This is a genomic window from Delftia acidovorans NBRC 14950, assembly GCF_001598795.1.
Taxonomy (GTDB): Bacteria; Pseudomonadota; Gammaproteobacteria; order Burkholderiales; family Burkholderiaceae_C; genus Comamonas; species Comamonas acidovorans.
In genome coordinates this window covers 117,200-137,703 of the sequence record NZ_BCZP01000013.1, presented here as the reverse complement: position 1 = coordinate 137,703, position 20,504 = coordinate 117,200, and the positions used below count along the sequence as shown (strand labels likewise).

The 20,504-nt window shown below is 67.9% G+C and carries 15 protein-coding genes; 10 read left to right on the top strand and 5 right to left on the bottom strand.

The features are described from left to right. Positions 1-14: 14 nt before the first annotated feature. Together DA1_RS18035 and DA1_RS18030 are read right to left on the bottom strand one after the other, a co-directional pair. A complete protein-coding gene (locus DA1_RS18035; RefSeq protein WP_034397386.1) occupies positions 15-896 on the bottom strand; it encodes a beta-keto acid cleavage family enzyme in 882 nt (293 codons plus the stop codon). After that, positions 893-1,855 carry a 3-hydroxyacyl-CoA dehydrogenase family protein gene (locus DA1_RS18030; RefSeq protein ID WP_034397384.1) on the bottom strand — a complete coding sequence of 321 codons (963 nt, stop codon included), beginning with the start codon at positions 1,853-1,855 and terminating at the stop codon, positions 893-895. Before DA1_RS18030 ends, DA1_RS18035 begins: the two co-directional genes overlap by 4 nt. 91 nt (positions 1,856-1,946) lie before the next feature. Between DA1_RS18030 and DA1_RS18025 the strand changes: the two genes are divergently transcribed. From DA1_RS18025 to DA1_RS17995, 7 genes are all read left to right on the top strand, one after another. After that, entirely contained in the window at positions 1,947-2,855 is a 909-nt protein-coding gene (locus DA1_RS18025) for a LysR family transcriptional regulator (protein WP_012207762.1), read from the top strand. A 109-nt stretch (positions 2,856-2,964) separates the two neighbouring features. Beyond that, on the top strand, positions 2,965-3,906 hold the full coding sequence (locus DA1_RS18020) for a hydroxymethylglutaryl-CoA lyase (RefSeq protein ID WP_034397382.1): 942 nt from the start codon (positions 2,965-2,967) through the stop codon (positions 3,904-3,906). 2 nt (positions 3,907-3,908) lie between these two features. Further along, on the top strand, positions 3,909-4,412 hold the full coding sequence (locus DA1_RS18015; RefSeq protein ID WP_013800403.1) for a YbaK/EbsC family protein: 504 nt from the start codon (positions 3,909-3,911) through the stop codon (positions 4,410-4,412). After that, complete coding sequence (locus DA1_RS18010) at positions 4,412-4,654, top strand: DUF1289 domain-containing protein (RefSeq protein WP_034399020.1); 243 nt, start codon at positions 4,412-4,414, stop codon at positions 4,652-4,654. Before DA1_RS18015 ends, DA1_RS18010 begins: the two co-directional genes overlap by 1 nt. Before the next feature lie 23 nt (positions 4,655-4,677). Then, positions 4,678-5,313, top strand: a complete 636-nt coding sequence (locus DA1_RS18005) for a DsbA family protein (protein WP_034397380.1) — start codon at positions 4,678-4,680, stop codon at positions 5,311-5,313. Continuing rightward, a complete protein-coding gene (locus DA1_RS18000) occupies positions 5,314-7,167 on the top strand; it encodes a DUF294 nucleotidyltransferase-like domain-containing protein (protein ID WP_034397377.1) in 1,854 nt (617 codons plus the stop codon). After that, on the top strand, positions 7,164-7,817 hold the full coding sequence (locus tag DA1_RS17995) for a 3'-5' exonuclease (protein ID WP_034397375.1): 654 nt from the start codon (positions 7,164-7,166) through the stop codon (positions 7,815-7,817). The genes DA1_RS18000 and DA1_RS17995 overlap by 4 nt, the downstream gene beginning before the upstream one ends. A gap of 21 nt (positions 7,818-7,838) precedes the next feature. Here the strand turns inward: DA1_RS17995 and DA1_RS17990 are convergent, their stop codons facing one another. From DA1_RS17990 to DA1_RS17980, 3 genes are all read right to left on the bottom strand, one after another. Further along, positions 7,839-8,474: a YbhB/YbcL family Raf kinase inhibitor-like protein gene (locus DA1_RS17990; protein ID WP_034397373.1), complete on the bottom strand. Its 636-nt coding sequence runs from the start codon at positions 8,472-8,474 to the stop codon at positions 7,839-7,841. Between the two features lie 217 nt (positions 8,475-8,691). Next, positions 8,692-10,425, bottom strand: coding sequence for a cation acetate symporter (locus DA1_RS17985; protein ID WP_012207754.1), 1,734 nt, complete (start codon positions 10,423-10,425; stop codon positions 8,692-8,694). Beyond that, complete coding sequence (locus DA1_RS17980; RefSeq protein WP_013800408.1) at positions 10,422-10,730, bottom strand: DUF485 domain-containing protein; 309 nt, start codon at positions 10,728-10,730, stop codon at positions 10,422-10,424. The genes DA1_RS17985 and DA1_RS17980 overlap by 4 nt, the downstream gene beginning before the upstream one ends. Before the next feature lie 303 nt (positions 10,731-11,033). On the opposite strand from DA1_RS17980, the gene DA1_RS17975 reads away from it, so the two are divergent. From DA1_RS17975 to uvrA, 3 genes are all read left to right on the top strand, one after another. Further along, on the top strand, positions 11,034-12,716 hold the full coding sequence (locus DA1_RS17975; protein WP_034397371.1) for an MFS transporter: 1,683 nt from the start codon (positions 11,034-11,036) through the stop codon (positions 12,714-12,716). Between the two features lie 405 nt (positions 12,717-13,121). Beyond that, the gene (locus tag DA1_RS17970) at positions 13,122-14,111 is read left to right on the top strand and encodes a porin (protein WP_016450048.1); all 990 of its coding nucleotides are present in this window, start codon (positions 13,122-13,124) and stop codon (positions 14,109-14,111) included. Between the two features lie 433 nt (positions 14,112-14,544). After that, on the top strand, positions 14,545-20,502 hold the full coding sequence (gene uvrA, locus DA1_RS17965; protein ID WP_034397369.1) for an excinuclease ABC subunit UvrA: 5,958 nt from the start codon (positions 14,545-14,547) through the stop codon (positions 20,500-20,502). The last annotated feature ends 2 nt before the right edge of the window (positions 20,503-20,504 follow it).

Here is a 20,504-nt window from a genome sequence, read left to right as displayed (position 1 = left end):
AAGGCGCCTGGTGCTCAGCCCGGTGTGAAGCGCCGGCGTATGTCGTCGGCCGTGGCCAGGGGGCGGCCCAGCGCCTGGGCGGACACCACGGCCTGGCGGACCAGGGCGGCGTTGTCGGGCGCGGTGTGGCCGTCCCGCGTCAGCAGGTTGTTCTCGAAGCCCACGCGCGCATGGCCGCCGAAGGCGGCGGCTGTCGCGATGCAGGTGTTTTCCGTGGCGCCGAAGGCGCACACGGCCCAGGGCTCGCCGCCGTCATGTGCCGCAAGAAAGGGCAGCAGGTCCTGCGGCCGCGAGGTCTGGCCCGCGCTGTAGCGGCCCAGCACGAAGAGCAGGAACCAGGGCGCCTCGGGCACCACGCCCTGGGCGCGCAGCGCCTGCCAGCGGCGCAGGTCGGCCACGTCGTAGAGGATGACCTGCACCATGACCTGGTCGCGCACCAGGCCCGTGAAAAAGTGCGCCAGTCCCGCATCGCCGATCTCGGGCTGGTCGATCTCGCGCAGGCCGATGGAGACGGCCTCGGGCCGCAGCGCCTGCACCATGGCGATCTGCTCGGGTGCGCGGTAGACGCCGGCCGCCTCGCTGGTGATCTGCACCACCATGTCCGTGCCCACGGCCTCGCGCACCACGCGCCAGGCTTCGCGGTAGCCGTCCACATCCAGGCTGTGGCGCCCTTGGGCGTCGCGGATGTGCATGTGGATCATGGCCGCGCCGGCATCCAGGCAGGCGCGTGCCGTGGCGGCCAGCGCCTGCGGTGTGATCGGCAGGGCTCGGTGGTCGGCCGGCTGCTTGTAGGCGCCATTGGGGGCCACGGTGACGATCAGCGGGTCGCTCCACTGCGACGTGGTTGACGTGGGCGATGTGGGCGACGCGGTTGACTTGGGGACCGGCGTGCTCATGGCGTGTCCTGTGCCTGCTCCGGCACCGGCAGCTCGCTGGCCAACAGGGCCAGGCCCTGGCGCAGCAGCGCGTCGTAGCGGGCACGCTCGGCCAGACGGCGGTCCTCGGGCCAGTCGAAGAAGCCCTTGCCGGTCTTCATGCCCAGATCGCCGCGCGCCACGCGATCGCGCAGGGCCTGGGCCGGCACATCGGTGTTGGACAGCGTGGGGTACATGGTGGCGGCGGCCGCGCAGTGCACCTCGATGCCCGCATGGTCGCGCTGCAGCACGGGACCGGCCGCCAGGAAGCGGAAGCCGAAGCCGAAGCGCACGGCGGCATCCACGTCCTCGGGCGAGGCAATGCCCTCGTCGATGAGGGCGAAGGCCTCGCGCGACAGCGCGTGCTGCATGCGGTTGGCCAGAAAGCCGGGCTTGTCCTTCTTCACCAGCACCGGCACGCTGCCGCAGCCGCGCATGAAGCCGTGCAGCCACTGGCCCAGGGCCGGATCGCTGCGCTCGCCCAGCACCACTTCCACCAGTGGCACCAAATGGGCTGGCATGAAAAAGTGCAGGCCCAGCATGCGCTGCGCCGTGGGCAGGCCGCTGGCGATGGCGCTGATGGGAAAGCCCGAGCTGTTGCTGGCCAGCACGGCGTCGGCCGGCGCATGCGCCTCAAGTTCGGCGAACAGTGCCTGCTTGGCATCCAGCCGCTCGGTGATGCATTCCACCACCAGGGCGACGCCGTCCCAGGCCACATCCTCCAGCGCCGCGCAGACCGAGACCTGGGACGCGCACCGGGCAAAGCCGGCCGTGGCCAGCTCGATGGCAATGTGCTGCAGCAGCAGCTCGCGCCGTGCCGCGCCGGGGTCGACCACGGTCACCAGGGCGCCGCCCCGGGCCAGGACCACGGCCACATCGGCACCCATGGTGCCTCCCCCGACGACCACCGTGCGCGCGTTGCGCGGCGAACTGCTGTGCATGCTGTCTCCTGCTGATTTCATGGATTTGAGGCGCAGTCTAGGCAGCCGTCATTGAACGGTAAAGACGCATTTTTCGATAAACTGATCGGCCATGAAGATCAATTGGTCGGCCCGCGAGGTCGATGTCTTTCTGGCGCTGGCCGATTCGCTGAGCTTTCGGCGCACGGCGCTGCAGATGCACCTGTCGCAGTCGGCCGTCTCGGGCACGCTGGCGCGGCTGGAAGAGATGCTGGGCGCGCGCCTGTTCGAGCGCACCACGCGCGCCGTGGAACTGACCCAGGCCGGCGAGGTCTTCGCCGAGCAGGCGCGCATCCTGCGCCACCAGATGGACGAGACCGTGCGCCGCGTGCAGGAGGTGGCCCAGGTGCAGGTGGGCCGGCTGGCGCTGGCGGCCCTGCCTTCGCTGGCCGCGGGCCTGCTGCCCCGCGTGCTGGCGCGCTTCGCGGCCGAGCATCCGGGCGTGCATCTGGAGCTGTTCGACAGCCTGGCCGGACCGGCCTTCGACATGGTGCGCGCGGGCCGCGTGGACTTTGCGCTCACGGCGGCCAACCCCGCCTATGCCGACCTGGACTACCTGCCCCTGGCCTCCGACCGCTTCGTGCTGCTGCTGGGCCGCGGCCATGCGCTGGCGCGCGGGCGCGGCGATCTGGGCTGGGCCGACGTGGCCCATCTGCCCCACATCTCCATGCCGGCCGGCACCAGCGTGCGCCAGTACGCCGACGAGGCCCTGCTGACCCACGGCATACGCTTTGCGCCCCAGTACGCCGTGGAGCACCTGGCCACCATCGCGGCCATGGTGGCCGCCGATCTGGGTGTGAGCGCGCTGCCGCTGCTGGCCGCCCAGGTGGTGCAGCGGCCGGAAGTGGTGGCGCGCCCGCTGGCACGGCCGGTGCTGCGCCGCCCCATCGGCCTGGTGCGCCTGAGCGGCCGCCGCCTGTCGCCGGCTGCCGCGCGCATGGTGGAGATGCTGCGCGAGGAAATGGCGGCCCTGCCCGGCTGAAGGGGGCGCTGGCAGCCGTTGTGCATGGCCCGGCAGGATATGGGGTGGTGCCCGGGCCTGCAAGCCTGGACAATAGGGGCCGTACCCGTCATCCCGGTGAGAACACCCCATGAGCATTCCTTCCCGCGTCAAACTCGTCGATGTAGGCCCCCGCGACGGCCTGCAGAATGAAAAACAGCCCGTGCCCGCCGCCGTCAAGATCGAGCTGGTGCACCGCCTGCAGGATGCCGGCCTCAAGGAAATCGAGGTCACCAGCTACGTCAGCCCCAAATGGGTGCCGCAGATGGCCGACAACGCCGAAGTCATGGCCGGCATCGTCCGCCGCCCCGGCGTGCGCTACAGCGTGCTCACGCCCAACATGAAGGGCCTGGAGGCCGCGCTGTCGGCGCCGCGCGAACTGTGGCCCGACGAGATCGTGGTCTTCGGCGCGGCCAGCGAGGCCTTCAGCCAGAAGAACATCAACTGCTCCATTGCCGAAAGCATCGAGCGCTTCGCCCCCGTGGCCGAGGCCGCGCGCGCCCAGGGCATCTACGTGCGCGGCGCCATGAGCTGCACCGTGGGCTGCCCCTACGAAGGCGAGATCGCCCCCGAGCGCGTGGCCTACCTGGCCGGGCTCATGAAGGGCATCGGCGTGCAGCATGTGGGCGTGGCCGACACCATCGGCGTGGGCACGCCCGTCAAGGTGCGCAAGGCCATCGAGGCCACGCTGCAGCACTTCGCCATCGACGATGTCTCGGGCCACTTCCACGACACCTACGGCCAGGCCGTGTCCAACACGCTGGCCGCGCTGTCGCTGGGCGTGTGGCAGTTCGACACCTCGGTGGCGGGCCTGGGCGGCTGCCCCTACGCCAAGGGCGCCACGGGCAATGTGGCCACGGAGGACGTGGTCTACATGCTGCAGGGCATGGGCATCGAGACCGGCATCGACCTGGACAAGCTGATTGACGCCGGCCAGTTCATCAGCGACCACCTGGGCCGCCCCACGCAGTCGCGCGTGGCCAAGGCACTGCTTACCAAGCGCGCCAGCGCGGCTGCATGCGAGGCGGTGTGAGCATGTGCGGATCTGAACTCCACCATCTTCCCGAAGGCGTGCAGCGCGTGGCGGCCTTCCTGCAGCAGGCCGGCCACGGCGACGGACCGCGCATGCTGGACGGCGCCGCGCGCACGGCCCAGGAAGCGGCCGACCAGCTGGGCATCCTCGTGGGCCAGGTGGCCAAGAGCATCATCTTCCGCCGCCGCAGCGACGGCGTGGCCGTGCTGGTCGTGGCCTCGGGCGACCGCCGCGTGGACGAGAAAAAGGTCGCCGCCCTGGTCGGCCCCGTGGGCCGTGCCGATGCCGATTTCGTCAAGGCGCAGACGGGCTTTTCCATCGGCGGCGTCAGCCCCGTGGCCCATGCCAACACGCCCGTGACCCTGGTGGACCGGGAACTGCAGCGTTTCGACACCGTCTGGGCGGCAGCAGGCCATCCGCATGCGGTGTTCGCGGCCACGCCGGCCGCGCTGCAACTGCTGGCCGGTGCGCCCTGGGCCGACGTGGTGCAGGAGGTGGCGGCATGATGGGCCCCAAGGAAATGCTGGCCCAGAAGGCCCGCGCCGCATACGCTCCGCGTGCCGAAGAGGAACCCGTGCTCTCGCCCTGCATCTCGGTCTGCCGCATGACGCCCGACCGCAGCCATTGCGAAGGGTGCTTTCGCACCATCGACGAGATCCGCGCCTGGTCCAAGTCCGATGCGCCGCAGCGCCTGGCGATCTGGAACGCGCTGTTGGAGCGCGCAGGCATCGCAGTCACCGCACCCTAGATACCCATCACGACGCACCCGCCATGAAGCAGATCACCTTCCATCTCGACTTCATCTCGCCCTATGCATGGCTGGCGTTCGCGCAACTGCCGCAGGCGCTGCAGGGCATCAGCCACCACATGCAGTACCGCCCCGTGCTGCTGGGCGCGCTGCTGCAGCGCCACGCCAACCCGGGACCGGCCGGCATCGCGGGCAAGCGCGAATGGACCTACCGCCATGTGAGCTGGCTGGGCCATGCCACGGGCGTGGGGCTGGATATGCCGGCCCGCCACCCGTTCAACCCGCTGCCGCTGCTGCGCCTGGCGCTGGAGTGCAGCGATGACGGCACCATCAACCGCTTTGTGGCGGACGCCGTGCTGCGCCATGTCTGGCTGGGCGGTGCCGACGCGCTGGACCCCGCGCGGCTCGATGCACTGCGCGCCACGCTGGCGCCGCAGCTGCGCACGGATGCGGCGGACAACGCCAAGCGCCTGCTGCGCGAGAACACCGACGCCGCCGCCGCGCAAGGCCTGTTCGGCGTGCCGGCCTGGGAGGTCGACGGCCGCCTCTTCTGGGGCCTGGACAGCCTGCCCATGCTGCGCGCCTACCTGGAAGGCGACAGCTGGTTCGACAGCGGCTGGGATGCGGCTGCAAGCGTGGAGCAAGGCCTGAAGGTTTGAATGGCGGGGCTGGAACAACGGCCCCGCCCCATGCCCAACGCCTTCAACTTCGCCGCCTCTCCCTTCGACTGCCTCACGCCCGACGAACAGGCGCTGGTGCGCGATGGCGTGGACATCGCCTACTTCCCCGAGGGCGCCGTGGTGCTGGACGCGGGCTCGGCTCCCACCCACCTCTTCGTCATCATCAAGGGCCATGTGGTGCAGACCGAGGGCGACGAGGTGCTGGCCAGCTACGGCCCCGACGACAGCTTCGACGGCCGCGCCCTGGTGGCCGGCCGCACGGGCAGCCGCTTCACCGTGGCCGAGGAGCTCATCGCCTACCAGCTTGCGCGCGAAACCGTGGGCGAGCTGATCGCGCGCAACACGGCCTTTGGCGCCCTGCTGTTCTCCGACCTGGGCCACAAGCTGGGCACATTGGCCCAGCGCGCCGACCGGCACGAATTGCAGTCGCTGACGCTGGCGCGCGTGGACCAGGCCTATCTGCGTGCCGCCCATGTGGTGGATGCGGCCACCGACATCGTCTCCGTGGTGCGCCTGTTCCATGCAGAGCGCACAACCTGCGTGCTGGTCTCGGGACTGCCGCAGGGCGGCCTGGGCATCTTCACGGGCACCACGCTGCAGCGCGCCATCCTCGACGGCCGCCCGCTGGAGCGGCTGGCCGTGGGCGAGTTCGCCAGCCAGCCCGTGTTCACCGTGCGCGCCGACGACCAGCTGGGCGATGCCCTGGTCGTGCTGCTGCGCGCGCGCGTGCACCGGCTGGCCGTGCTGGATGCACAGGGCCAGGTGCTGGGCATCCTGGAGGCGCTGGACCTGTTCAGCTTCCTGGCCAACCACTCCCACCTGATCACCGTGCAGATCGAGCAGGCAGCCGACCTGCAGGCGCTGGAGCAGGCGGCCGCCCAGATCACGCGCCTGGTGGCCGCCCTGCACCGGGGCGGCACGCGGGTGGCGCTGATGGCGCGGCTGGTGCAGCAGCTCAATGCCCGCCTGTTCGAGCGTGCCTGGCAGATGCTGGCGCCGCCGGACCTGGTGGCCCACAGCTGCCTCTTCGTCATGGGCAGCGAGGGGCGCGGCGAGCAATTGCTCAAGACCGACCAGGACAACGGCCTGCTGCTGCGCGACGGCTATGCGCCGCCCCAGGACCTCGATGCCATCTGCGCGCGCTTTTCCGCGCAGCTGCAGCGCTTTGGCTACCCCGAATGCCCGGGCGGCATCATGCTCAGCAATCCGCAATGGCGCGGCACGGTGGCCAGCTTCGGCAGGCAGGTGCGCGAATGGCTGATCCTGCCCGGCCCCGAGGGCCTCATGCACTTGGCGATCTTCCTGGACGCCCATGCCGTGGCCGGCGATGCCGCGCTGCTGGCCACGGTGCGGCGCGACCTGATGGCGCTGGCCCTGGATAGCGATGCCCAGGTGGCGCGCTTCGCCTCGGCCGTCGATGCCTTCGCGCACGAGCCGGGCAGCTGGTGGGAGCGGCTGCTGGGCCGCGGCGGCGAGGGCGCGCCCGTGCACCTCAAGAAGGCCGGCATCTTCCCCATCGTGCATGGCGTGCGCAGCCTGGCGCTGTCCCAGCGCATCGCCGCCACCGGCACGGCCGAGCGCATCGCGGCCCTGGTGGACAAGGGCGTGCTCGACGGCGCCCAGGGCCAGGAGCTGCTCCAGGGCCTGCATTTCCTCATGGGCCTGCGCCTGCAGGCGGGACTGGCCGAGATCGACCTGGGCCGCCCCGTCACCGGCCATGTGGACCCGGCGCGCCTGAGCAGCCTGGAGCGCGACCTGCTCAAGGACACGCTGGCCGTGGTGCGGCGCTTCCGCGAACTGCTGCGCCAGCGCCTGCGGCTGGACGCGGTATGAGCGTGGCGCCCTTGCAGCGCTGGGTGGCGGGCCTGCGGCGCAACTGGCAGCGGCGCAGGCTGGCGGACCCCGCCTATGCCTTTCTCTTCGACGCGCCGCCGCCCGGCGAATGGGTGGCGCTGGACTGCGAGACCACGGGCCTGGATGTGCGCTGCGACCAGATCATCTCCATCGGCGCCGTGCGCATCGTGGGCGAGCGCATCCTGTCCAGCCAGCGCCTGGAGCTGCTGGTGCGCCCCTCGCGCAGCGTGCCCGGCGACAGCGTGCGCATCCACCGCCTGCGCGAGCGGGACCTGGCCCGGGGCCTGGCCATCGAGGACGCGCTGGCGCAGCTGCTGCGCTTCATCGGCAGCCGGCCGCTGGTCGGCTACTACCTGGAATTCGACGCGGCCATGATCGAGCGCGTGCTGCGCCCCTGGCTGGGCACGGGCCTGCCCAACGAGCGCATCGAGGTCTCGGCCCTGTACTACGACCACCGCTTCCGGCAACTGCTGCCCTGGCAGCAGCAGGCGCCCGAGATCGACCTGCGCTTTGCCACGCTGATGGCCGACCTGGGCCTGCCGCAGCGCGAGGCCCACGACGCGCTCAACGACGCCGTGATGGCGGCGCTGGCCTTCATCAAGCTGCGCAGGCTGGCCGGCGCGACGTAGGGCGCCCGGAAAGGCGTTCGCTCAAGCGGCGGAGACTGACGGGTTCAGGCTGTACAGGCCGGTGATGCTGGCCTTTCCCAGCACCTGGCCGGCTTGCAGCGCCGCGCGCACGTTGGCGCCGGTCAGCTCGCCGGAGACCGCCAGCGTGGGCGTGGCCAGCGCATAGACGGTGAAGATGTAGTGGTGGACGATGCTGTCGTTCCACGGAGGGCAGGGGCCGTCGTAGCCGAAGTAGTCGCCCTTCATCTGCTCGTCGCCCGCGAACCAGCCCGTGTAGTCGTTGATGCCGTGGCGCAGGCCGCCGGGGGCGGCCGGGCCGCTCTTGCCGCGCGGCGTGACGCCGTCGGAATGGGCGCCTGCCGCGATCTCGGTGGTGGCGGCCGGAATGTCCAGCAGCAGCCAGTGGAAGAAATCCACGCGCGGCAGGCTGGCCGGCACTTCGCGGCCTTCCTGGTTCACATCGTCGCCGCGGCTGGGCACGTCGGGGTCATGGCAGACCACGACGAAGGACTGCGTGCCCGCAGGCGCGCCGCTCCAGGCCAGGTGCGGGTTGCGGTTGGACGACAGCGCCACGTGCGAGGCCGCATCGGGCACCGCAAACGCGAATTCGCCGGGAATCGCCTGGCCGTCCTGGAAGCTTTGGCTGATGAGTTGCATGTCGGATCTGTCCTGTGCGTTGAAGAGGGAAGCGGTGCTGCACACGCGAAGCTGCGCAGACCCCGCAAGTCTAGAGGCCTGGACGGTGCCGGCCATCGCAGATCCGATCGCGCGCCTTCTCCAGCCGATCAATCTGAGGGCGGCTGCTGCCACGCCAACGAAAAAGCCGGGCGCTGGGCCCGGCTTTTCATGGTGGGTGCCTGAGGGGCTCGGTGGCTCAGTGGCCCGAAGCACCCGAGGCGCCAAGGCCTGTTTCCGAGCGCACCTGCTGCGCGGGGAAGATGGCGCGTTCCTTGGCGGCCTGGGCGCTCTTGTCGAGCACCGAGAACAGCCACACGCCCACGAAGCCGATGGTCATGGAGAACAGCGCGGGCGAGGCGTAGGGGAACCAGGCCGAGCCTGCGGGGTTGCCCAGCGTGGCCTCCCACACCGGGGGCGAGACCACGGTCAGGCCCACGGAGGAGATCAGGCCCATGAAGCCGCCGATCACCGCGCCCTTGGTGGTGCAGTCCTTCCACAGCACCGACAGCAGCAGCGGGGGGAAGTTGGCCGAGGCCGCGACCGCGAAGGCCAGCGACACCATGAAGGCGATGTTCTGCTTCTCGAACACGATGCCCAGCAGCACGGCGATGGCGCCCAGCGTCAGCGTGGTGATGCGCGAGACGCGCAGCTCGGCGGCGCTGTCGGCCTTGCCCTTCTTGATCACGGTGGCGTACAGGTCATGCGACACGGCCGAGGCGCCCGACAGCGTCAGGCCCGCGACCACGGCCAGGATGGTGGCGAAGGCCACGGCCGAGATGAAGCCGTAGAACACGTCGCCGCCCACGCTCTTGGCCACCAGCACGGCCGCCATGTTGGCCGTGCCCGCGCCGCCGTGGATCACGCCCTTGACCGTATCGGCCATCTCGGGATTGGTCAGCACCAGGGTGATGGCGCCGAAGCCGATGATGAAGATCAGCACGTAGAAGTAGCCGATCCAGGTCGTGGCCCAGAACACGCTCTTGCGTGCTTCCTTGGCGTCGGGCACGGTGAAGAAGCGCATCAGAATGTGGGGCAGGCCCAGCGTGCCGAACATCAGCGCCATGCCGAAGCTGATGGCCGAGATCGGGTCCTTGATGAAGCCGCCCGGGCCCATGATGGCCAGGCCCGCCTTGGCGGCGGCCGAGGGGTCGGCGCCGTTGTTGGCAGCGATCTCGGAGCGCACGCGCACGCCTTCGGCGAACAGCGCCTCGGGGCTGAAGCCGTACTTGGCCAGCACCATGAAGCCCATGAAGGTCACGCCGGCCAGCAGCATGCAGGCCTTGATGATCTGCACCCAGGTCGTGGCCGTCATGCCGCCGAACAGCACATAGATCATCATCAGGCCGCCCACCAGCACCACGGCGATCCAGTAGTCCAGGCCGAACAGCAGCTTGATCAGCTGGCCCGCGCCCACCATCTGCGCGATCAGGTAGAAGGCCACCACCACCAGCGTGCCGCTGGCCGCGAAGGCGCGGAACGGCGTCTGGGAGAAGCGGTAGCCTGCCACGTCGGCGAAGGTGAACTTGCCCAGGTTGCGCAGGCGCTCGGCCAGCAGGAAGGTCAGGATGGGCCAGCCCACCAGGAAGCCGATGGAGTAGATCAGGCCGTCATAGCCGCTGGCCATGACCGAGGCCGAGATGCCCAGGAAGGAGGCGGCCGACATGTAGTCGCCCGCAATCGCCAGGCCGTTCTGAAAGCCCGTGATGCCGCCACCGGCCGTATAGAAGTCGGCGGCCGACTTGGTGCGGCCTGCAGCCCACTTGGTGATCCACAGCGTGGCCACGACGAAGGCCGTGAAAAGAATGATGGCGGTCCAGTTGGTGGCCTGCTTGGCGGCCACGCCGACATCGCCGCCGGCGGCCAGCACGGGCCCCGTCAGGGCCAGCGCCACGGCGGGCGCCAGCAGCATGCGTTGTGCGGAATTCTTCATTTCGTGGCGTCCTTCAGGATGTCCTGGGTGAGCTTGTCGTACTCGCCATTGGCGCGGCGCACGTAGAGGCCGGTGATGATCACCGAGAAGACGATCACGCCCATGGCGATCGGGATGCCCAGCGAGGTCACGCCCGCGCCAATGGGCTGGGCCAGAAATGATTTGTCGAAGGCAATCAGCGCGATATAGCCGTAATAAACGACCAGCATCAGCAGCGTCAGAAAAAGGCCCAGGCGATTGCGTCTGGATCGCAACTCCTGGTATTTGGGATGGCGCTGTATTTTGTCTACCACCGGATCGGTCATGGTTTGTCTCCTGAAGTTGGAATCGCGGCGGCAGCCCCATGGATCTGCAGCCTTGCGGCGCATTCTGGAAAGCGCTTCTGACCGAGTGCTTACGCAGTGCAGCATGGTTTGGCAGGGTTTTTACGGTGCTTTTCACATGGAAAAAGACGGCATCAGGGTTGCTGCTGAGTTAGTAAGAAATCGTTCAGTTCGCCGTCAATTTCTGTAAGAGGTGAGTCAGATTCGCGTCAGCAGGCAGGCGGATAGTGAATTGGCGGGCCAATGTCAAACCCGCTGCAAATTCAATAAATCAAGGAGACAGACATGGCTATCAACGCATCGCAAGGCGCGGGGGTCAAGGCGACCCCGCGGCCCATGACTCCGGAAGAACGCAAGGTGATCTTTGCCTCGTCGCTAGGCACGGTTTTCGAGTGGTACGACTTCTATCTCTACGGATCGCTGGCGGCCATCATCGCCAAGCAATTCTTCAGCGGGCTCGATGCGGGATCGGCCTTCATCTTCGCGCTGCTGGCCTTCGCGGCCGGCTTCATCGTGCGGCCCTTCGGCGCACTGGTGTTCGGGCGGCTGGGCGACATGATCGGGCGCAAGTACACCTTCCTCGTGACCATCCTGATCATGGGTCTGTCGACCTTCATCGTCGGCATCCTGCCCACCTACGCCAGCATCGGCGTGGCGGCGCCGGTGATCCTCATCGGCCTGCGCATGCTGCAGGGCCTGGCCCTGGGCGGCGAGTACGGCGGTGCGGCCACCTATGTGGCCGAGCATGCGCCGCACGGCAAGCGCGGCGCCTACACCTCATGGATCCAGACCACGGCAACGCTGGGCCTGTTCCTGTCGCTGCTGGTGATCCTGGGCGTGCGCACCTCCATCGGCGAGCAGGCCTTTGCGGACTGGGGCTGGCGCATTCCCTTCCTGCTGTCCATCGTGCTGCTGGGCATCTCGGTGTGGATCCGCATGACGCTGTCCGAGTCGCCGGCCTTCCAGAAGATGAAGGCCGAGGGCAAGGTCTCCAAGTCCCCGCTGACCGAGTCCTTCGGCCAATGGCGCAACCTCAAGATCGTGATCCTGGCGCTGATCGGCCTGACCGCCGGCCAGGCTGTCGTCTGGTACACGGGCCAGTTCTATGCGCTGTTCTTCCTGACGCAGCAGCTCAAGGTCGATGCGGTGACGGCCAATCTGCTGATCGCGGCGGCGCTGATCATCGGCACGCCGTTCTTCGTGATCTTCGGCTCGCTGTCCGACAAGATAGGCCGCAAGCCCATCATCATGCTGGGCTGCGTGCTGGCCGTGGTGACCTACTTCCCCGTGTTCAAGGCGCTGACCGAAGCGGCCAACCCCGACCTGGCTGCGGCACAGGCCAAGAGCAAGGTGGTCATCGTCGCCGATCCCAAGGAATGCTCGTTCCAGTTCAATCCCACGGGCACCTCCAAGTTCACCAGTTCCTGCGACGTGGCCAAGCAGTTGCTGGCCGCTGGCTCGGTCAGCTATGACTCCGAGGACGCAGCGCCTGGCAAGACGGCCTTCATCCGCATCGGCAGCACCGAGATCCCCTCGTTCTCCATCAAGGGCCTGAGCCCCGAGGAAGCCAAGGCCAAGGACGCCGAGTTCAAGAAGACCGTGGCCAAGGTGCTGGCCGAGGACGGCTATCCCACCAAGGCCGACCCCGCGAAGATGAACAAGGTCATGATGGTCGCCATCCTGACCTACCTGGTCATCCTCGTGACCATGGTCTACGGGCCCATCGCCGCCATGCTGGTGGAGCTGTTCCCCACGCGCATCCGCTATACCTCGATGAGCCTGCCGTATCACATCGGCAATGGATGGTTCGGCGGCCTGCTGCCCACCATGTCCTTCGCCATCGTGGCCCAGACCGGCAATATGTACAGCGGCCTCTGGTATCCCATCGTCATTGCAGGCGCCACGGCCATCATCGGCACGCTGTTCCTGCGCGAGACCAAGGATGTGGATATCTACGCGAATGATTGAGTGAAGGCACCCCCTGAGCGGCTTACGCCGCTTCCCCCTCTCTGCTTGCTTCGCAAGGGAGGGGGACGACACCCTCGCGGCGGGGCGGCCCTTGCTTGGTGTCCCTGGCTTTGGGCCGCGCCGGGTTCATGCGATGTGCGTGTTATCGGCCGGAGTTTTTTGCTCTGCATTGATGAAAGCCCATGGGGGTTTGCCGTGGGCTTTTTCTTTGGGTGCTTCTAATGGTTTTCCATGTCATGCCTGTGGCAGCAAAGCATCAGATGGCGCATTTTCAGAGGCGGGCATACATTTTTTGACATGCCCGCACCTAGAATCCGCAGCAGCCGCAAATGGCACTGATCTAGAGCCGGAGTCGGCCCTGAGATTTCAAGAATACCCACTCAACAATCCCAAGGAGATGCCGAGATGATCAAGATGAACCGCGTTGCCCTGGCCGTGCTGGCCGTGCTGGGTTCCACCACCGTGATGGCGCAAAGCAGCGTCACGATCTATGGCCGTATCAACACCACGATCGAGCGCCAGAAGATCGGTGACGAAAGCGTCAGCAAGATGGAGAACAACTCCTCGCGTTGGGGCATGCGCGGTGTCGAAGATCTGGGCGGCGGCCTGAAGGCCGGCTTCGTGCTGGAAAGCGGTTTCGCTTCCGACACCGGCATGGGTTCCTCCTCCACCGGCGCGCTGACCTTCGGCCGCCAGAGCGAAGTGAACCTGTCGGGCAACTTCGGTATGCTGCGCCTGGGCAACTTCTTCCCCGGCTCGTACTTCGCCACGGCCGACTACGTGAGCATGCACAACCATGACACGGGTTCGTCCTCCGACGCGCTGTACTTCGATCCCGTCTGGTTCGCCAGCGGCCTGGGCACCGCCAACAAGATCTCCTACACCACGCCCAACTTCGGCGGCCTGACGGTGGAAGGCTCGGTCTCCATGCACGAGAAGGCCACCGCCCTGGCCAAGAAGAAGAACGGCTACGACCTGGCCGCCAACTACAACGTGGGCCCCCTGGCCCTGGGCGCCGGCTACAGCCAGTTCGACGAAGACAAGCAGCTGGCCTTCCGCGCTGCCTACACTCTCGGCCAGTTCGTGCTGGGCGGCTACTACCAGCGCAACGACGAAGAAATCCGCGGCACGCGCAACAACTTCCGTCTGTCGGGCATGTACACCCTGGGCGCTTCCGAGTTCCACGTGAACCTGGGCCACGCCAACAAGTGGAGCAACATTGCCGACTCCGGCGCCAACCAGTGGACCCTGGGCTACAACTACAACCTGAGCAAGCGCACCAAGGTCTACGGCTACTACACCAAGGTGGACAACAAGGCCGGCGCCAACTACATGACCGGCGTGAAGGGCGCGGACTTCTCGTCCTTCGCCGTCGGCGTGCGCCACGCATTCTGATCGCCGCGCGGCGTAAGCCGCGAGCAAAGCAGGTCTGTTCCAATCAGCACCTGCCTGCCATCAGGCCTCGTACCGAAAGGTGCGGGGCCTTTTTGTCTGGGCTCGTCTTTTCACAGCCTGATCAAGGAAATACCCATGAGGATCATCGCGGCCGGTTGCCTGGCCTTTGTTGTCGTGTCGCTGCTGGCCATCACCCAGGTGAAGGGCGTGCCGGACGGGCAGGCCATGCCTGCCTCCGTGCAGATGGCCAAGTAAGCCCTCGGCAAGAGGCACGAGCCCCGGACTGGTTCCGGGGTTTTTTTATGGTCGCGCGGATGCGTCGAGGCGGTGTCTTTTTGTTTAACCTGTATAAAAATACAGGTATTGAGAAGCGTCTGATGCCTGACGCATGGACTGCCTAGAATGTTTGGCTCCCACTGACCACAGAACACCCATGACGCACGGTCTGATTCGAATTCGCGGCGCACGCCAGCACAATCTCCAGAACCTGGATCTCGACATCCGTACCGGCGAGCTGACCGTGGTCACGGGGCCCAGCGGCTCGGGCAAGTCCAGCCTGGTGTTCGATACCCTGTATGCCGAAGGCCAGCGCCGCTATGTCGAGACCTTCTCGGCCTATGCGCGCCAGTTCCTGGACCGCATGGACAAGCCGGCCGTGGACCGTGTGGAAGGTGTGCCGCCGGCCATAGCCATCGACCAGACCAATCCCGTCCGCAACTCGCGCTCCACCGTGGGCACGATGACCGAGCTCAACGACCACCTGAAGCTGCTGTTTGCGCGCGCAGCCCAGCTGTTCGACCGCGACACCGCCGTGCCCGTGCGCCACGACACGCCCGACAGCGTGCTGGAGGAACTGGCCGAGCGTTGCCGGCAGGCCGGTGATCCGCGCATCGCCATCACCTTCCCCGTCGAGCTGCCCGCCAATACCACTGCCGCCGAGGTGGAGCAATGGCTGTCGGCCAGCGGCTTCACCAAGGTCCAGGCCGAACGCGAGGCCGAGAAGGCCGGCGCCGTGGAGCCTGCCGCCGACGCCAAGGGCAAGAAGGCCAAGGCGGCGGCGCCGCTCAAGGTCAAGATGCTGGACGTGGTGGCCGACCGCTTCCGCCTGGGCAATGTGGAGCGGGCCCGTGTCTACGAGGCCATCGAGGTCGCGCTCAAGCGCGGCAGCGGCCACATGACGGTCTATGTGCTGCCTGAATCCGCCGTGGAAGCCGCAGGTGCCCAGCCCACCGAGCCCCAGCTGTGGAAGTTCTCGCTGGGCCTGCACTGCCCCGAAAGCGGCCTGAGCTACCAGGAGCCGATTCCCTCGCTGTTCTCCTTCAACTCCGCCGTGGGCGCCTGCGAGGCCTGCCGTGGCTTTGGCCGCGTGATCGGCGTGGACTGGGGACTGGTCATCCCCAACGACAAGCTCACCCTGCGCACGGGCGCCATCAAGCCCGTGCAGACACCGGCCTGGAAGGAGATCCAGGACGACCTGATGCGCCATGCCGAGGCCGAAGGCATTCCGCGCGACACGGCCTGGGCCAAGCTCACCGATGCGCAAAAGAGCTGGGTGCTGGACGGCTCGCCCAACTGGAACGGCAAGTGGACCCAGACCTGGTACGGCATCAAGCGCTTCTTCGAATACCTGGAGAGCAAGGCCTACAAGATGCACATCCGGGTGCTGCTGTCCAAGTACCGCAGCTATACCGAATGCCCCACCTGCGGCGGCGCGCGCCTGAAGACCGAAAGCCTGCTGTGGCGCCTGGGCGGCAAGCAGGCCGCCGATGCCGTGCTGCCGCCCGGCGACGAAGGCCGCTACCGCCGCTTCATGCCGAAGGGCGTGGCATGGAGCCGTGAGCAGCTGGACGCGCTGCCGGGCCTTTGCCTGCACGACCTGATGCAGCTGCCCCTGGTGCGGCTGCGCGACTTCTTTCAGCAGCTGGCGCCGGCAGTCGACGCCCCCTTGCATGACGGCGAGGCCCAGGCGCTCAAGATGCTGCACGCCGAAATCATGGCGCGCGTGCAGTACCTGTGCGACGTGGGCATCGGCTACCTCACGCTGGACCGCCAGAGCCGCACGCTGTCGGGCGGCGAGGTGCAGCGCATCAACCTGACCACGGCCCTTGGCACCTCGCTGGTGAACACCCTGTTCGTGCTCGACGAGCCCAGCATCGGCCTGCACCCGCGCGACATGGAACGCATCACCGAGGCCATGCAGCGCCTGCGCGATGCGGGCAACACCCTGGTCGTGGTCGAGCACGACCCGGCCGTGATGTTCGCGGCCGACCGCATGATCGACATGGGCCCCGGCCCCGGCGCGCGCGGCGGCCAGATCGTGTTCGACGGCACGCCCGAGGACCTGCGACATGCCGACACGCTGACCGGCGCCTACCTGGGCGGCCGCAAGCAGGTGGGCTTCGGCCTCAAGCGCATGGTGACCGAGTCCACGCCGCGCCTCATCCTCGAAGGCGCGCGCGAGCACAACCTGCGCAGCATCGACGTGGACTTTCCGCTGCAGCGCCTGGTCACCATCACCGGCGTCAGCGGCTCGGGCAAGTCCACGCTGATCCAGGACGTGCTGGTGCCTGCGCTGATGCGCCACTTCGGCAAGCCTACGGATGCGGCCGGCGCCTTCGAGCGCCTGCTGGGCGCCGACCACCTGAGCGACGTGATGTTCGTGGACCAGTCGCCCATCGGCAAGACGGCGCGCTCCAACCCGGCAAGCTACGTGGGCGCCTGGGACTCCATCCGCGAGCTGTTCGCCATTGCGCCGCTGTCGCGCCAGCGCGGCTACACGGCCGCCAAGTTCAGCTTCAACAGCGGCGACGGCCGCTGCCCCACCTGCGGCGGCTCGGGCTTCGAGCATGTGGAGATGCAGTTCCTCTCCGATGTCTACCTGCGCTGCCCCGACTGCAACGGCACGCGCTACCGCCCCGAGATCCTGGAAGTCACGATCGAGCGCCACGCGGCCGGCGAGCTGCAGCCGCGCAAACTCAACGTGGCCGATGTGCTGGAGCTCACCGTGGCCGAGGCGGCCCTGCTGTTCGCCCAGGACCGCGAGGTCATCCGCGCCCTGCAGCCCATCGTCGATGTGGGCCTGGAATACGTGAAGCTGGGCCAGCCCGTGCCTACGCTGTCGGGCGGCGAGGCCCAGCGCCTCAAGCTCGCGGGCTTCCTGGCCGAGGCGGCCAAGTCCCAGGCCAAGTCGAAGCAGGCACTGGCCAAGAAGGGCACATTGTTCCTGTTCGACGAGCCCACCACGGGCCTGCACTTCGACGACATCGCCAAGCTCATGCGCGCGCTGCGCAAGCTGCTGGAGGCCGGGCACTCGCTGATCGTCATCGAGCACAACCTCGACGTGATCCGCGCCAGTGACTGGCTGATCGACCTCGGCCCCGAAGGCGGCGACGGCGGCGGCGCCATCGTGGCCCAGGGCACGCCCGAGGAAGTGCGCCAGATTCCTGGCTCGCACACGGCCCAGGCGCTGCGCGAGTACGACCTGGCCATGGGCGTGGGCGGCGAGGCCGTGCGCGAGGTCGCCCCCATGCTCTACAAGAGCCAGCGCAAGGCGCATGCCATGTCGGGGGCGGCCGCCAGGAATGCCATCGAGATCGTCAATGCCAAGGAGCACAACCTCAAGCAGTTGTCGGTGGAGATCCCGCGCGGCAAGTTCAACGTGGTGACGGGTGTCTCGGGCTCGGGCAAGTCCACGCTGGCCTTCGACATCCTGTTCAACGAAGGCCAGCGCCGCTACCTGGAGTCGCTCAACGCCTATGCGCGCTCCATCGTCCAGCCTGCGGGCCGGCCCGAGGTGGATGCGGTCTACGGCATTCCGCCCACCGTGGCCATCGAGCAGCGCCTGTCGCGCGGCGGGCGCAAGTCCACCGTGGGCACGACCACCGAGGTCTGGCACTTCCTGCGCCTGCTGTACGTCAAGCTGGGCACGCAGCACTGCATCCACGACGGCGCCGCCGTGCAGCCGCAGACGGCGGAAAGCATCGCGGCCCAGCTGCTCACGCAGTTCCGGGGCCAGACCATCGGCCTGCTGGCGCCGCTGGTGGTCAACCGCAAGGGCGTCTACACCGAGCTGGCCGACTGGGCACGGCCGCGCGGCTACACCCATCTGCGCGTGGACGGCGAATTCCTGCCCACCACTGGATTCCCGCGCATCGACCGCTTCAAGGAGCACACCATCGAACTGCCCGTGGCCAGCGTCACCGTCACGGCGGCCAATGAGCGCGAATTGCGCGGCCACCTGGCGCAGGCGCTGGAAACAGGCAAGGGCGTGCTGCATGTGCTGTCGGGCCTGGACAACCTGGCCGATGCCATGGCCGGCGGCCGGAGCACGGCCGGCATTGGCAGCCTGCAGGTGTTCTCCACCCAGCGCGCCTGCCCGGTCTGTGCCACCAGCTATGCCGAGCTGGACCCGCGGCTGTTTTCCTACAACAGCAAGCATGGCTGGTGTCCCGACTGCGTGGGCACGGGCGTCAAGCTCACCAAGGACCAGCGCAAGGTCTATGACGACACCCTGCTGGTCGAGGACAACCGGGGCCGTGAGGTCAAGTTCGAAGGCCAGGAAATCGAAGACCTGGCCGAAGTGACCTGCCCCACCTGCCAGGGCACACGCCTGAACGCCACGGCGCGCGCCGTGCGCTTCCATGGCGTGGGCATTGCCGAGATTGCCCAGCTGTCGGTCAACGACGTGCGGCAATGGGTGCAGGCGCTGGCCCTGTCCGGACGCGAGTCCGACATTGCCCGCGACCTCATCCCCGAGATCCAGAGCCGCCTCGAATTCCTGGAGGAAGTGGGCCTGGGCTATCTGACGCTGGACCGTGGCGCGCCCACGCTGTCGGGCGGCGAGGCCCAGCGCATCCGCCTGGCCGCGCAACTGGGCAGCAACCTGCAGGGCGTGTGCTATGTGCTGGACGAACCCACCATCGGCCTGCATGCGCGCGACAACCAGATCCTGCTCAACGCCCTGCACAAGCTGGGCGACAAGGGCAACACCCTGGTCGTGGTCGAGCATGACGAAGACACCATTCGCCGCGCCGACCACATCATCGACATCGGCCCCAGCGCCGGCATACGCGGCGGCCGCCTGGTGGCCCAGGGCACGGCGGCCGACATCATGGCGGCCGAGGACTCCATCACGGGCCGCTACCTGCTGCACGCCATGCGCCACCCGTTCCAGCCGCGCCGCTGGGTGGGCGAAGGCCAGCCGCCGCAGGCGGCCGCCGAGCTTGCAGCAGTGGCCGAACCGGTGCCGGAACCCGCGCCTGTCAAGGTATCCAAATCCAAAAAGAAGGCCGCGCCTGTCGTTGTCGACGCCGAACCCGCCTCCGACGCACTGGGCTGGCTGACCGTGCGCGGCGCCCACTTGCACAACCTGCAGAACGTGGATGCGCGCGTGCCGCTCAAGCGCCTGGTGGCCGTCACGGGCGTCAGCGGCTCGGGCAAGTCCACGCTGGCGCGCGACGTGATGCTGGCCAATGTGGCCGCCTGGGTGGGCCAGCGCGCCACCAAGGCCGGGCGCGATGCCATGGACGCCGGCAAGGCGCCGCCGCTGTCCGGCTGCAAGGGCCTGCAGGGCTTCGAGGGCATAGACCGCGTGCTCGAGGTCGACCAGACGCCCATCGGCAAGACCCCGCGCAGCTGCCCGGCCACCTACATCGGCTTCTGGGACACCATCCGCAAGCTCTATGCCGAAACGCTGGAGGCCAAGGCCCGCGGCTACGCGGCCGGCCGCTTCTCATTCAACACCGGCGAAGGCCGCTGCCCGGCCTGCGAGGGCCAGGGCATGCGCACCATCGAGATGAGTTTCCTGCCCGACGTGAAGGTGCCCTGCGAGGTCTGCCACGGCGCGCGCTTCAACCCCGAGACCCTGGCTGTCTCCTGGCGCGGCAAGAGCATTGGCGACGTGCTGCAGATGGAGGTGGACGAGGCCGTCGAGTTCTTCGCCAGCATGCCCAGCATCGCCCACCCGCTGCAGTTGCTGAAGGACGTGGGCCTGGGCTATCTCACGCTGGGCCAGCCCTCGCCCACGCTGTCGGGCGGCGAAGCCCAGCGCATCAAGCTCGTGACCGAGCTGACCAAGGTGCGCGACGACGTGACCCGGCGCGGCAACAAGGCACCGCACACGCTCTACGTGCTGGACGAACCCACGGTGGGCCTGCACATGGCCGATGTGGACAAGCTCATCCGCGTGCTGCACCGGCTGGTCGATGCGGGCCACAGCGTGGTCGTCATCGAGCATGACCTGGACGTGATCGCCGAGGCCGACTGGATCATCGACCTCGGCCCCGAAGGCGGCAAGGACGGCGGCCGCATCATCGCGGCCGGCACGCCCGAGGATCTGGTGGCTGCGGGCACGCACACGGGCAAGGCGCTCAAGCCCGTGCTTGCCCGTTGAGC